The 12610-nt window shown below is 72.1% G+C and carries 10 protein-coding genes; 7 read left to right on the top strand and 3 right to left on the bottom strand.

Features of this window, described 5'->3' with window-relative positions; genetic code table 11:
- Nucleotides 1-290 precede the first annotated feature (290 nt).
- The 5 genes from E1265_RS02990 to E1265_RS02970 all read left to right on the top strand — a co-directional run bounded on the left by E1265_RS02990 (nucleotide 291) and on the right by E1265_RS02970 (nucleotide 5401).
- A complete protein-coding gene (locus E1265_RS02990) occupies nucleotides 291-1358 on the top strand; it encodes a hypothetical protein (protein WP_132928615.1) in 1068 nt (355 codons plus the stop codon).
- Complete coding sequence (locus E1265_RS02985; RefSeq protein ID WP_132928614.1) at nucleotides 1334-2311, top strand: tetratricopeptide repeat protein; 978 nt, start codon at nucleotides 1334-1336, stop codon at nucleotides 2309-2311. Before E1265_RS02990 ends, E1265_RS02985 begins: the two co-directional genes overlap by 25 nt.
- A gap of 477 nt (nucleotides 2312-2788) precedes the next feature.
- A complete protein-coding gene (locus E1265_RS02980; RefSeq protein WP_132928613.1) occupies nucleotides 2789-3409 on the top strand; it encodes a DUF6230 family protein in 621 nt (206 codons plus the stop codon).
- A 131-nt stretch (nucleotides 3410-3540) separates the two neighbouring features.
- On the top strand, nucleotides 3541-4068 hold the full coding sequence (locus E1265_RS02975) for a DUF6114 domain-containing protein (protein WP_132928635.1): 528 nt from the start codon (nucleotides 3541-3543) through the stop codon (nucleotides 4066-4068).
- Nucleotides 4058-5401 (top strand): hypothetical protein, encoded by a 1344-nt coding sequence (locus E1265_RS02970; RefSeq protein ID WP_132928612.1) that lies wholly within the window; start codon nucleotides 4058-4060, stop codon nucleotides 5399-5401. The genes E1265_RS02975 and E1265_RS02970 overlap by 11 nt, the downstream gene beginning before the upstream one ends.
- Nucleotides 5402-5468: 67 nt before the next feature.
- Here E1265_RS02970 and pyk read toward each other — a convergent pair whose 3' ends face one another.
- Genes pyk through pta form a run of 3 tightly spaced genes read right to left on the bottom strand, consistent with a single transcriptional unit; the run spans nucleotide 5469 to nucleotide 10316 of the window.
- A complete protein-coding gene (gene pyk, locus E1265_RS02965; RefSeq protein ID WP_132928611.1) occupies nucleotides 5469-6899 on the bottom strand; it encodes a pyruvate kinase in 1431 nt (476 codons plus the stop codon).
- A gap of 10 nt (nucleotides 6900-6909) precedes the next feature.
- On the bottom strand, nucleotides 6910-8151 hold the full coding sequence (locus tag E1265_RS02960) for an acetate kinase (protein WP_132928610.1): 1242 nt from the start codon (nucleotides 8149-8151) through the stop codon (nucleotides 6910-6912).
- Nucleotides 8148-10316 carry a phosphate acetyltransferase gene (gene pta, locus E1265_RS02955; RefSeq protein WP_132928609.1) on the bottom strand — a complete coding sequence of 723 codons (2169 nt, stop codon included), beginning with the start codon at nucleotides 10314-10316 and terminating at the stop codon, nucleotides 8148-8150. The genes E1265_RS02960 and pta overlap by 4 nt, the downstream gene beginning before the upstream one ends.
- A gap of 261 nt (nucleotides 10317-10577) precedes the next feature.
- Between pta and E1265_RS02950 the strand changes: the two genes are divergently transcribed.
- Together E1265_RS02950 and E1265_RS02945 are read left to right on the top strand one after the other, a co-directional pair.
- Nucleotides 10578-11603: an ATP-dependent 6-phosphofructokinase gene (locus tag E1265_RS02950; RefSeq protein ID WP_132928608.1), complete on the top strand. Its 1026-nt coding sequence runs from the start codon at nucleotides 10578-10580 to the stop codon at nucleotides 11601-11603.
- 387 nt (nucleotides 11604-11990) lie between these two features.
- Nucleotides 11991-12491: an alpha/beta hydrolase gene (locus E1265_RS02945; protein ID WP_132928607.1), complete on the top strand. Its 501-nt coding sequence runs from the start codon at nucleotides 11991-11993 to the stop codon at nucleotides 12489-12491.
- Nucleotides 12492-12610: the final 119 nt, after the last annotated feature.

The following is a 12610-nucleotide window of genomic DNA, read 5'->3' as shown; positions in this document are numbered from 1 at the left end:
CCCGGTCTGGCCCCTCCACCCACTCCCTGTGCGGAGTTCTATGGGAGACCCCCGAACAGGGGACCCCGCAGCCGCTGACAGCGCGATGCGGGGGCGTGGTCAACGCTGTGGAGGAGCGTCAACGTGCGGAAGGGGATCGACCGCCTGGCGGTGCGGTTGCTCGATGTCCTGCTGCCCGCGCCCGGTCGTCACCGGGCCGCCGCCGAACGGAGGCGGTCCCGTGGCTGAGAGGGAAGGGCCGAAGATCGGCGCCCTGGCGCGCGACGCGCGCGGAATGGTGGGCCGGGTCGTTGACCAGGAAGCCGGCCGCGTCTGCGGCGGCAGCCAACGCGGCGGCGTACGCGGCAGAGACGGCGCGAAGCGCCGCGCAGGCCAGCGCGGCGAACAGCGCGACGCTGCTGTCCCTGGCCCAGACCCGGGCGCACGCCGTACAGACCGAGTTTCGGCGCGCCGCGGCCGAGGAAGCGGCGGATCAGGCGCGGGCTGCGGCCCAAGCCGCCGCCGAACACGCCGAGCGTGCCGAACAGGCGGCGGGCGAGGCCGAGACTGGTGAGGCCACGGCCGTGGCCGCCGAGGCGGAGGCGCGGGAGGCCGCGAATACCGCGCGCGTCGAGCGGGAGGCAGCCGAGGCGGCGCGCGATGAGGCTGCCGCAGCTCGCGCTGAGGCGGCCGATCGCCGTGCCGGGGCTGCCGAGGCGTTGGGCCGAGCGCAGGATGAGCATGCAGTAGCGAGAGCTGCCGCTCATCAGGCCGCCGACGCCGGGCTTCGGGCTGCAGCGCAGCGGCGTGGCGCCGAAAACGCCGAGGCCCGAGCTCGTCAGGCCCGGGACGATGCCGTCCGGGCCGAGCGAGATCGGGATGAGGCAGTGGCCCGCTTGGCCGCGATGCGGGCAGCCGTCGCGGCGACCGAGGGCACGGAAAATGCTGCCGAGGCTCGTGCGGCGGCCGATGAGGCTCAGGTCCAAGCCGATGAGGCGACCGAAGCGGCCACGTCGGCCAGAGCGGCAGCTGACCAGGCGGGGGCCGAGGCGACTGCGGCCCGCGCCGCGGCGACCCGAGCCACAGCAGCCGCGGAACGTTCCCGGTCGCACGCATCCACCGCATGGGATGCCGCACACGTCAGCTACGCGGCGGCTGACCGGGCCACCTCGGCGGCGGCCAACGCCATTGACGCGTATGAAGAGGCGGCCGCCCTGGCAGCTCTGCCAGGGCGGCCGCCTCGCGTCGTCGCCGACCGCCACCACCCGGCCTATCCGACCAATCATCCGCTCCGAGACGCGACCGCGTGGCGGGTGCGTGTCGGATCGGTTCCGGAAGGGGGGAGACTGGTGCCATGCAGCCACGCAACATGTCCATGAGCGGAGCCGTTGACCTCTCCGCGGTGAAGGCGGCCGCCGAGGCCAAGCAGAAGGCCGAGCAGGCCCGGGCCCAGCGGGCGGCCCAACCGGGCGGGCAGCAGGCGGCTGCCGCCGTGCAACTGGTCGTCGACGTCGACGAGGCCGGGTTCGAGCAGGAGGTGCTGCAGCGCAGCGCCGAGGTGCCGGTCGTCATCGACTTCTGGGCCGAGTGGTGCCAGCCGTGCAAGCAGCTCAGCCCGATCCTGGAGCGGTTGGCCGAGGAGTACGCCGGCCGCTTCGTGCTCGCCAAGATCGACGTCGACGCCAACCAGATGCTCTTCCAGCAGTTCGGCGTCCAGGGGATCCCCGCGGTGTTCGCGGTGATCGCCGGGCAGGCCCTGCCGCTCTTCCAGGGCGCGGCCCCCGAGCCGCAGGTGCGCCAGGTGCTTGACCAGCTGATCGAGGCGGCCGAGCAGCGGTTCGGGATCGTCGGCACCCCGGTCGACCCGGAGCAGGCGGCCGCGGCGCGCCAGCAGCAGGCCGGGCCGCCGCAGCCGCCGGCCAACCCGACGCTGGCCGCGGCGCACGCCGCGCTCGACGCCGGGGACCTGGGCGGCGCGATCCAGGCCTACGAGAACGTGCTCTCCGACGAGCCGGCCAACCTGGAGGCCAAACTGGGCCTTGGGCAGGCGCGGTTGCTCCAGCGGGTGCAGGGCGCCGACGCGGCGAAGGTCCGCAAGGCCGCGGCCGACAACCCGAGCGACGTCGACGCGCAGCTCGCCTGCGCCGACCTGGACCTCGTCGGCGGCCATGTGGAGGACGCCTTCAGCCGGTTGGTGTCCACCGTGCAGCGCACGGCGGGGGACGACCGGGAGACGGCGCGGGTGCGCCTGCTCGAACTGTTCGAGGTGGTCGGCCCCGACGACCCCCGGGTCGTGGCCGCGCGCGGGGCGCTCTCCCGCGTGCTCTTCTGAACGGTTCGCCTCTTCTACACCCCAAGGCGGCCGCTCTTTGCCAAAACTTGGCAATCGCGGCCGCCGTCACATTCGGTCACAAGGGCAGGGGGTTACCCGGGAGTTGTGTCCGGTTGGTGGACGGTCTGCGGCTTTCGCTCGGCCGCGATGGTCCGCCTGTCGGCACATGATCACCATCTATTTGCCACATCGTTATTACCCGCAAGTAACGAACCCCTTGTGCCGCGACGTGAGATGCACCACGATCGGCCCAGCCGATGACGCCACGCATCGGCCTCGGAGCAGGGGGGTTCCCGCCGATCCGAACGGGCCGGAGGGACCTGTTTCGCTGTCAGCCGCGTCCAATCGACGGTCAGTGGCTGTCGCCGGGGTGCAAGCCCGGGGATACGTGCTTCTCCTCTCCAGGGCCCCGGACGGCTTGGCAGGCCACGGCTTTTCGGAGTCCGTGGAGTAGTTCGTCCGAGAAGGAGGAAAGTCATGGAGTCAGAGGCTCGCGGCGGCACCAGATGGCGGCGGTTCGGCCTCGTCATGGTGCCGAGCGTGGCCGCAACCGCTGCCATAGGTCTCGCCCTCGCGCAGGGCGCGTTGGCCGCTTCGTTCTCCGTGTCCGGCCAGGAGTTCAAGGTGCGTGTCGACTACCTTGACGGGCGCGGCTTCAACCAGTACGGCACGATCGTCTCGCCGAGTGGCAGCGGTTCTTCCAGGCCCGTCGCCGTCTCGGCGTTCGATTCCGCCACCATCGAAGACCTCTGCCAGTCGGTGGTCATCCCCACGCCGATCGGCGATGTCACCGTGCGGATCACCGCCGGAACGGACCCCGACAACCCGGTGACGGCGGAGAACCTCTTCATCGACCTGGAACAGCTCAACGCCCAGGCGGTCTTCTCGAACATCGACATCGGTGTGGCGGTGGGCGAGATGACGCGTGGGCCCGACCCGAACACCCCGGACGTGGATCCCAACTCGTTCGGGCAGCAGTCGGAAAGGGCGCAGCTCTGGGATGTCGAGCAGGTCGCCTGGGCCACGTCCGCCGGCACCTTCCGGCTGACCGACCTGAGTCTGAGCCTGCACCGGGGCTCGGACGAGGAGTGCTTCTGACGGCCTGAACCACGCCTGGGGCAGGGAGCGGAGACGCGCCTCTCTGCCCCAGGGCGCACCGCCGTATCGTGCATCCCGCCACTGAACGCGCCACCAGGGGAGTACGTGCCGTGAGCACCAAGATCGAGGAAATGCCCAGAATCTCTCTGTTCGCCCGGGGGCGCGTCGCGTTCCGGCACTTCCGGTGGCGGCGCCCGTTCTGGGCCGGGCTCTTCGTCCTCATAGGAGGACTGCCCATCGCCTACTTCCCGTATGCCCACCTGACATTCGGTCAGCTCACCATTCGGATGGCCACCACGGCCGGTGCCGGATCTCTGGTCATCGGCGTTCTGCTGGTCGTGCTGGGGCTGACCATATGGTTCCAACCGCATGTGCGGATATTCGCGGGCGTCGCCGCGATCCTGCTGGCTCTGGTCTCCCTGGTGGTCTCCAACTTCGGTGGCTTCCTGATGGGTTTCCTGTTCAGCATGATCGGCGGGGCCATGAGCATCGCCTGGATGCCGGGCGAAGCGCGGCCGGCCGCGGCTCGGGACGCCGCGGCGGCGGATGGGGAGCCGCCGGCCCATGTCCGGGGGACGGGCAGCGCGCTGGAGGCCTTCGAGGGAACCGCACCGGAGCGGGGGAAAAGTCCGGGGAAGGGGAACGAAGGTGCCGAGTGAAGAGATAACCACCTCGGACGACGAGGGATCACGGCACGCCGCGCCGCGCAGACCCCTGCTGCGACGTCTCCAGATGCCGGTGGGGAAGGCCATCGCCCTGGCGGCCATGCCGACCGCCGCGTTGATGGGCGTGGGCTTCGGCTCCCCGCTGGCCGCCAGGGCCGAGCAGCAGCCGGAGAACCCGTTCCAGGACGGCCCCTGCGTCGAGATGTCGGACGAGACGCCGGCGGAGGAGCCGGAGGAGCCGGAGGAGCCGGCCGAGGAGGAGACCGAGGAACCGGCCCCTGAGGAGACGGAGGAACCCGCGGAGCCCGAGGAGGAACCGGCCGAGGAGCCGACGACCGAGCCGACAGGGGACGCCGCGGCCGATCAGTCGGAGCCGGAGCCGGAGGCCGAGACCGAGCCTGTCGAGGGGGAGACCGAGACCGGGGCCGAGGCCGGGGAAGAGGAGCCGGCCGAAGGGGAGGAGCCGAACCCCTGGGACCCGCTGGGGCTTGGCGAGAGCCTGGAGGACCTGGGCGACACCATCGGCGACATCCTTACCCCGGGCCGGGACGAGCAGCCCGAGGATCCGGTGGATCCCGAGGACCCGGAGGAGTCGGAGGAGCCGCAACAGCCTGAGGAGCCGCAAGAGCCCGAGGAGTCCGAGCCGGAGGCCGTCCAGCCGCCAGCCGAGGCAGAGGAGCCGGAGGAGACGGAGGAGCCGAGCGCCGAGGAGACGCCGGAGGCCGAGACCGAGCCTGCCGAGGAGGAGGAAGACGCCGAGGCCGAGGAAGGGGAGCCCGTCGAGGTCGAGACGGTCGACCCGCTCGCGCCGGACGAGCAGGGCCGGCTGCCCTTCCCCTGCCCCGAGGAACTCAGCGTGCCCGGCACCGACGAGCAGACGGCGCTGGTGCTGCCGGACGAGCCCTGGTACCTGGACGCCACCTCCCTCACGCTGCGCGGCCTCGACTACCACGGCGTCGTCAACGTCACCACGGCCAACGGCACCGTCAAGCAGGTGCTGAAGTTCACCGCCGAGAAGATCGACATCGGCGACCTGCACCAGATCGTGGACGCCCCGGACGGTGTGCGCTACCACATCGGGACGGAGCCGGGCTCCAACTCGACGTTCAGGGGCGGCACGGTGACGATGTACACCGAGCGGCTCGAGGGCAATCTCTTCGGCGTCATCCCGGTGGTCTTCGACCCGGAGCACCAGCCGCCGCTCGACCTGCCGATCGCCTACTTCACCGATGTCTTCGTCACCCAGGCCGGCCAGTTCGGCGGGACGCTCACGATGCGGGGGATGACGAGCTACATGACCAACGACGGCCCCACCACGGTGGGTTGATCCGGATTGCGTGACGCGGGGCGGCCATCGGCCGCCCCGCACGCGTTACCAGGAGAACCTGGGGGACTCAGACGCCCTGCTGGTTGCCGATGTGGTGGACGCGGACCATGTTGGTGGTGCCGGGGACACCGGGCGGGGAGCCGGCGGTGATGATCATCGTGTCGCCCGGCTCGTACCGGTTGAGGCGGGACAGCTCGGCGTCGCAGAGCTCCACCATCTCGTCCGTGTGGTTGACGTGCGGCACCACGGTCGTCTCGACGCCCCAGCTCAGGGTGAGCTGGTTGCGGGTGGCCGGCTCCGAGGTGAAGGCCAGGATCGGCTGGGGAGCGCGGTAGCGCGAGAGGCGGCGGGCGGTGTCGCCGGACTTGGTGAACGCGACCAGCGCCTTGGCGTCCAGGAAGTCGGCGATCTCGGTGGCCGCGCGGGCCACCGAACCACCCTGAGTGCGGGGCTTCTTGCCCGACACCAGCGGCTGGAGGCCGCGGGAGAGCAGCTCGGTCTCGGCGGCGACCACGATCTTGGACATGGTCTTGACCGTCTCGACCGGGTAGCGGCCGACCGAGGACTCGGCCGACAGCATCACCGCGTCCGCGCCGTCCAGGATGGCGTTGGCGACGTCGGAGGCCTCGGCGCGGGTGGGGCGGGAGTTGGTGATCATCGACTCCATCATCTGGGTCGCCACGATCACCGGCTTGGCGTTGCGGCGGCACATCTCGATCAGCCGCTTCTGCACCATCGGGACCTTCTCCAGCGGGTACTCGACCGCCAGGTCGCCGCGGGCCACCATCACGCCGTCGAAGGCCAGGACGACCTCCTCCATGTTGTCGACCGCCTGCGGCTTCTCGACCTTGGCGATCACCGGCACCCGGCGGCCCACGCGGTCCATCACGCGGTGCACGTCCCGCACGTCCTCCGCGTTGCGCACGAAGGACAGCGCCACCATGTCGGCGCCCATGCGGAGCGCGAACTCCAGGTCCTCGACGTCCTTCTCGGAGAGCGCCGGCACGTTGACCGCGACACCGGGCAGGTTGATCCCCTTGTGATCGGAGATCACGCCGCCCTCGATCACGATGGTCCTGACCCGCGGCCCGTCCACCTCGGTGACCTGGAGCGAGACGTTGCCGTCGTTGATGAGGATCGTCTCGCCCTTGGCGACGTCACCCGGCAGACCCTTGTAGGTGGTGCCGCAGATGGTGCGGTCGCCCGGCACGTCGTCGGTGGTGATGGTGAACTCGTCGCCGCGCCGCAGCTCGACCGGCCCGTTGGCGAAGGTCTCGAGACGGATCTTGGGGCCCTGAAGGTCCGCCAGCACGCCCACCGCGACGCCGGTCTCCTCGCTCGCCTTGCGGACCCGGTGGTACCGCTCCTCGTGCTCCTCGTGCGAGCCGTGGCTGAAGTTGAACCGGGCCACGTTCATGCCTGCGTCGATCAGCGCCTTCAGCTTCTCGAAGGAGTCGACGGCTGGGCCCAGGGTGCAGACGATTTTGGAACGGCGCATGCTGGCGATCCTACTCGTTTTGTTCCGTGCCGGAATAATGTGGTGTCTGGCCGGTGCCGAGCAGGGCGAAAGCCTGGGTGGCGATCTCCAGTTCCTCGTCCGTGGGCACCACGGCGACCGCGACCCGAGCGTACTCCGGGGAGATGAGCCTCGGCCCCCCGGCTCGCGCCGAGTTCAGCCGCTCGTCGATTTCGATTCCCAGTCCGGAAAGCCCCGCGACGGCCGCCGCCCGCACCTCGGCCGAGTTCTCGCCCACGCCCGCCGTAAACGCGACGGCGTCCACCCGGCCGAGCACCGCGACGTACGAGCCCAGGTACTTCCGCAGCCGGTAGGCGTAGACGTCGAACGCCAGCCGCGCCGCCGGGTCGCCGGCCGCGATCCGGCGCGAGATCTCCCGCATGTCGTTGTCGCCGCAGAGCCCTTGCAGCCCCGACCGCTTGTTGAGCAGCACGTCGATCTCCGCCACCGGCATCCCGGCCACCCGCGCCAGGTGGAACACCACCGCCGGGTCCACGTCGCCCGAGCGGGTGCCCATCACCAGGCCCTCAAGCGGCGTCAGGCCCATCGAGGTGTCGACGCAGCGGCCGCCGGCGACCGCCGAGGCCGAGGCGCCGTTGCCCAGGTGCAGCACGATCACGTTGACCTCGGACGGGTCCCGGCCGAGCAACGCTGCCGTGCGGCGCGACACGTAGGCGTGCGAGGTGCCGTGGAATCCGTAGCGGCGGATCAGGTGCCGGTCGGCGGTCGCCACGTCGATGGCGTAACGGGCCGCGTGCTCCGGCATGGTGGTGTGGAACGCGGTGTCGAACACGGCCACCTGTGGGACGTCCGGGTTGAGCGAGCGCGCGGTGCGGATGCCCGCCAGGTTGGCCGGGTTGTGCAGCGGGGCGAGCGGCACGAGGCGCTCGATCTCCGCCAGCACCGTGTCGTCCACCACCGTCGGCGCGGTGAACGACTGGCCGCCGTGCACCACCCGGTGGCCGATCGCCGCGAGCTCGGGCGAGTCGACGCCGTGCCCGTCGGCCGCCAGCTCCTCGGCCGCGAGCCGCAGCGCCGCGCCGTGGTCGGGCACCGGCAGCTCGCGCTCGCGGCGGGGGCCGCCGGACGGCGTGTGCGCGAGCCGGCCGACGCGCTCGCCGATCCGCTCGACGAGGCCGACGGCGAGCCGGGACTCGTCGCGCATGTCGAGCAGTTGGTACTTCACCGAGGAGGATCCTGAGTTGAGCACCAGCACCCGGGTCGGCCCTGTCATGCCGCGCCGCCTTCCTTCATCGAGGCCGCCTTGTCCTTCTTGTCGGTGCGCGCCTGCTGGGCCTGGATGGCGGTGATTGCCACGGTGTTGACGATGTCCTGCACCAGCGCGCCGCGCGACAGGTCGTTCACCGGCTTGCGCAGCCCCTGGAGCACGGGGCCCACGGCCACCGCGCCCGCCGAGCGCTGCACCGCCTTGTACGTGTTGTTGCCGGTGTTGAGGTCGGGGAAGACCAGCACCGTGGCCTTGCCGGCCACCGGCGATCCCGGTAGCTTCGCCGCCGCCACCGTGGGCTCGACGGCCGCGTCGTACTGGATCGGACCCTCCACCAGCAGGTCGGGCCGCAGCCGCCGGACGATCCCGGTGGCCTCCCGCACCTTGTCGACGTCGGCCCCCGAGCCTGAGGTGCCGGTCGAGTACGACAGCATCGCGACCCGGGGCTCGACGCCGAAGCCGGCCGCGGTGACCGCCGACTGGATGGCTATGTCGGCGAGCTGGGCCGCGTCCGGGTCCGGGTTGACCGCGCAGTCGCCGTAGACCAGCACCCGGTCGGCCAGGCACATGAAGAACACCGAGGAGACGATCGAGGCGCCGGGCCTTGTCTTGATCACCTCGAACGCCGGACGGATGGTCGCCGCCGTCGAGTGCGCGGCGCCCGACACCATGCCGTCGGCCAGTCCCTCCTCGACCATCAGCGTGCCGAAGTAGGACACGTCGGCCACCACGTCGTACGCCAGCTCGTAGCCGACGCCGCGGTGGGCGCGCAGCGCGGCGTAGCGCTCGGCGAACCGTTCACGCAGCGGGGAGGTCTCGGGGTCGACGACGCGGACGCTGGGCATCGGGGCGCCGCCGTCCGCCGCCTCGCCCGCGTCGAGCAGCCGCAGGTCGAGGCCGAGGTCGGCGACCGCCTTGCGCACCGCGGCCCCCGGGCCGAGCAACGTCAGGTCGCACACGTTGCGGCGCAGCAGCACCTCGGCCGCGCGCAGCACCCGCTCCTCGGTGCCCTCCGGCAGCACCACGTGCCTGCGGTCGGCGCGGGACCGCTCGATCAGTTCGTGCTCGAACATCATCGGCGTGACCCTGTCGCTCCTGGCCACCGAGAGGCGGCTGGTGAGGGCGGCCGTGTCCACCCGCGACTCGAACAGGCCGAGCGCGATCTCCGCCTTGCGCGGCGTGGCGGCCGTCAGCTTCCCCTCGAGGCCCGAGAGCGCGGTGGCCGTGGAGAACGAGTCGTCGGGAACCGAGAGCACCGGGATGCCGGGCGCGAGCCGCTCGGCAAGCGCCATCGTGCGCGCGCCGGGGCGCTCGCCCAGGGTGAGCAGAAGCCCCGCGATGCGCGGCGACCCGGCCGAGTGCGCGGCCAGCGCGCCGACGACCAGGTCCTCGCGGTCCCCCGGCGTCAGCACCAGACAGCCCTCGCTGAGCGCGGCCAGGAAGGTCGGCAGCATCGCGCCGCCGAAGACGAAGCCCCGCACGTCCCTGGCGAGCCCGGTCGGGTCGCCGCGCAGCGTCTCGGCGCCGAGCGCGGCGGCCACCTGGGCCACCGTGGGCGCCGAGAGCGCCGGGTCCTCGGGCAGCACGTAGACGGGGACCGGCAGCTGGCCGGCGCCCAGGTCGCGGGCGGCGCGCACCGCCTCGTCGTCCCGCACCCGGTTGGCGATCATGGCCAGCACGTCGCAGCCGAGCGAGGCGAAGGCGTGGTGGGCGTTGCGGACGTCGGCGACGATCGACTCGGCGCTCTGCCCGGTGCCGGCGACCACCGGCAGCACGGGAGCGCCGCACTCGTTGGCGAGGCGGGCGTTGAGCGCCAGCTCGGCGGGGAGCTGCGTGTCGGCGTAGTCGCTGCCGAGGACGAGCACCACCTCGTAGTCGCGGGCGACCTCGTGGAAGCGGTCCACCAGCCGGGTGACCAGCTCGTCGGTGCCCAGCTCGGCCTGGAGCGCGGCGGCCTCGGGGTACGTCATGCCGCGCGCGTGCTCGGCCGTCTGGGAGAGCCGGTAGCGGCCCTTCAGCAGGCCGAACACCGGGTCGGGCGCCTCGTGGTCGAGGGGCCGGAAGATCCCGACGCGGTCCACCTGTCGGGTCAGCATCTCCATGATGCCGAGCTCGATCACCTGTCGGCCATCTCCCCGACCGATGCCGGTCACGTACACGCTGCGCGTCACAGCACCCGTCCCTGTCGCTTTGTATGGTCCCCCTCTGGCGCCGTCGCTCAAGGTGCGGGCAGCATGCCCGCGTGGGCCTTCATCCCGACCGTACCCGGGGGTGGGGAGAGGGCGCGCGCCGGGTAGGCGAGCACGGTAGGAGAGGTTCCGGGCCCGTGAAAGAATTCCCATCGTCCGTATTGCGCCCCTGGCGCTGCCCGAGTCGTCCCGATGCCGTCGGGCCACGTACCCATGTCAAACCGAGCAGGAGAACGCACCATCATGCGTATCGGAGTACTGACCGCGGGCGGTGACTGCCCCGGCCTCAACGCCGTGATCAGGTCGGTCGTGCATCGCGCCGTGGTGGACCGCGGGGACTCGGTGATCGGCTTCGAGGACGGCTTCAAGGGCCTCCTCGAGGGCCGCTACCGGGAGCTCGACATCGATTCGGTCAGCGGCATCCTGGCCCGTGGCGGCACCATCCTCGGCTCCAGCCGGCTCGAGCGCGCGCGGCTGCGCGAGGCCTGTGACAACGCGGAGGCGTTCCGCCGCAAGCTCAGCCTCGACGCGCTGATCCCGATCGGCGGCGAGGGCACGCTGACCGCCGCCCGGATGCTGGCGGACGCCGGGATCCCGGTGGTGGGCGTCCCCAAGACCATCGACAACGACATCTCGGCCACCGACCGCACCTTCGGCTTCGACACGGCGGTCGGCGTGGCCACCGAGGCGATCGACCGGCTGAAGACCACCGCCGAGTCGCACCAGCGGGTGATGGTGGTCGAGGTCATGGGCCGACACGCCGGCTGGATCGCGCTGGAGGCCGGCATGGCCGGCGGCGCGCACGGCATCTGCATCCCGGAGCGGCCGTTCCAGGTCGACGACCTGTGCAAGATGGTCGAGGACCGGTTCGCGCGCGGCAAGAAGTTCGCGGTGATCTGCGTCGCCGAGGGCGCCCGCCCCGCCGAGGGCTCCATGCCGTACGAGCGCGGCGAGATCGACCCCTACGGCCACGAGCGGTTCGCCGGCATCGGCAACCGGCTGGCCGCCGAGTTGGAGAACCGGCTCGGCACGGAGGCCCGCCCGGTCATCCTCGGCCACGTCCAGCGCGGCGGCACGCCCACCGCGTACGACCGTGTCCTGGCCACGCGCTTCGGCTGGCACGCGGTCGAGGCCGCGCACCGCGGCGAGTTCGGCATGATGACGGCGCTGCGCGGCACCGAGATCGTGATGACCCCGCTGGCCAACGCGACGATGGAACTGAAGCGGGTCCCGCAGGACCGGATGGACGAGACCGAGGCGGTGTTCTGACCGCACGGGCTTGGCCGGCGGTTTCCTGGCCGAACGGGCTTCGACAGCAGGGGCGCCACCGGGCCGCCGGCGCCGGCGGCCCTCCGGGCCGGCCCGACGTCCGGCCCGACCGCTACCGGCAGACGTTGCTCCAGGGCGCCGAGGCCGCCAACGAGAGCGCGTTGCGCGGCTGGGCCGCGTGGGCCGCCGAGCGGCACGCCACCTAAGGGCTCGGCGCCAGCCGGGAGGCGGTGCTCGCCACCGTGGACCGCGTCCACGACGCCGCGGCCGAGGAGCCGCTGCGCATCCGGGGGTTCCGCCTCGACGCGCACCTGCTGCCTCGTCTTCTTCGGCGGCCTCGGCAGCGACCTCGACGCGCGGCGGGCCGCGCTCGCCGAGTCGGCCGCCGTGCTGGCGCGTGCCGCCGAAGGGGAGCGGGTCGAGCCCACCCCCGAACTGGCCGAGGAGCTGGCGTGGCTCACCACCGGGGCCGGCTCGCCGCAGGCGAGCGTGCAGATGGCGATCCTCTGCGGGGACGTCGCGGAGCGGCGCGGGGTCGGCTCGTACTGGCGGGACATCGAGGCGACCCGGGCGGCCCATCCGTTCGCCGGTCCGCTGGCGAGCAACGTCAACCCCTGCGAGTTCTGGGGCCGCCCGGCCGAGGCGCCGACCGCGCTGCCCGGCGACGTGCCGGCGCTGCTCGTGGCCGCCACCGGCGACCCGCGCACGGTGTACGAGGGGACCGTGCGGGTGCGTGCCGAGTGGCCCTCGTCCCGGCTGGTCACCGTGGAGGGCGCCGCCCAGCACGGCCTGTTCGGCGAGTACGGCGACGCCTGCGTGGACGGGCGGGCCAACGCCTACCTGGCCAGCGGCAGGCTGCCGGCGCGCGACGTGACCTGCCGCCCATGACGTGTCGCCCGTGACCTGTCAGACCGAGCCGGTCCCTGTCAGCCCGCTGTGCGCCGGCTGACAGGGCGCCCCGGGAGCCTGGCGTCGTCAGTGAACGACGAGACGACGTGAGAGGAGTC

The sequence above is a fragment of the Streptomyces sp. 8K308 genome (assembly GCF_004348315.1).
Classification (GTDB): Bacteria; Actinomycetota; Actinomycetes; order Streptomycetales; family Streptomycetaceae; genus Streptomyces.
Note: the sequence above shows the minus strand (reverse complement) of the source record. Positions and strands in the feature narration are given on the sequence as shown.

Excerpts from the sequence above, each read along its gene's own strand:
- E1265_RS02980 (WP_132928613.1), top strand. The coding sequence starts at position 2,789 with ATGGAGTCAGAGGCTCGCGGCGGCACCAGATGGCGGCGGTTCGGCCTC.
- E1265_RS02985 (WP_132928614.1), top strand. The coding sequence starts at position 1,334 with ATGCAGCCACGCAACATGTCCATGAGCGGAGCCGTTGACCTCTCCGCG.
- pyk (WP_132928611.1), bottom strand. The coding sequence starts at position 6,899 with ATGCGCCGTTCCAAAATCGTCTGCACCCTGGGCCCAGCCGTCGACTCC.
- E1265_RS02950 (WP_132928608.1), top strand. The coding sequence starts at position 10,578 with ATGCGTATCGGAGTACTGACCGCGGGCGGTGACTGCCCCGGCCTCAAC.
- E1265_RS02975 (WP_132928635.1), top strand. The coding sequence starts at position 3,541 with ATGCCCAGAATCTCTCTGTTCGCCCGGGGGCGCGTCGCGTTCCGGCAC.
- E1265_RS02960 (WP_132928610.1), bottom strand. The coding sequence starts at position 8,151 with ATGACAGGGCCGACCCGGGTGCTGGTGCTCAACTCAGGATCCTCCTCG.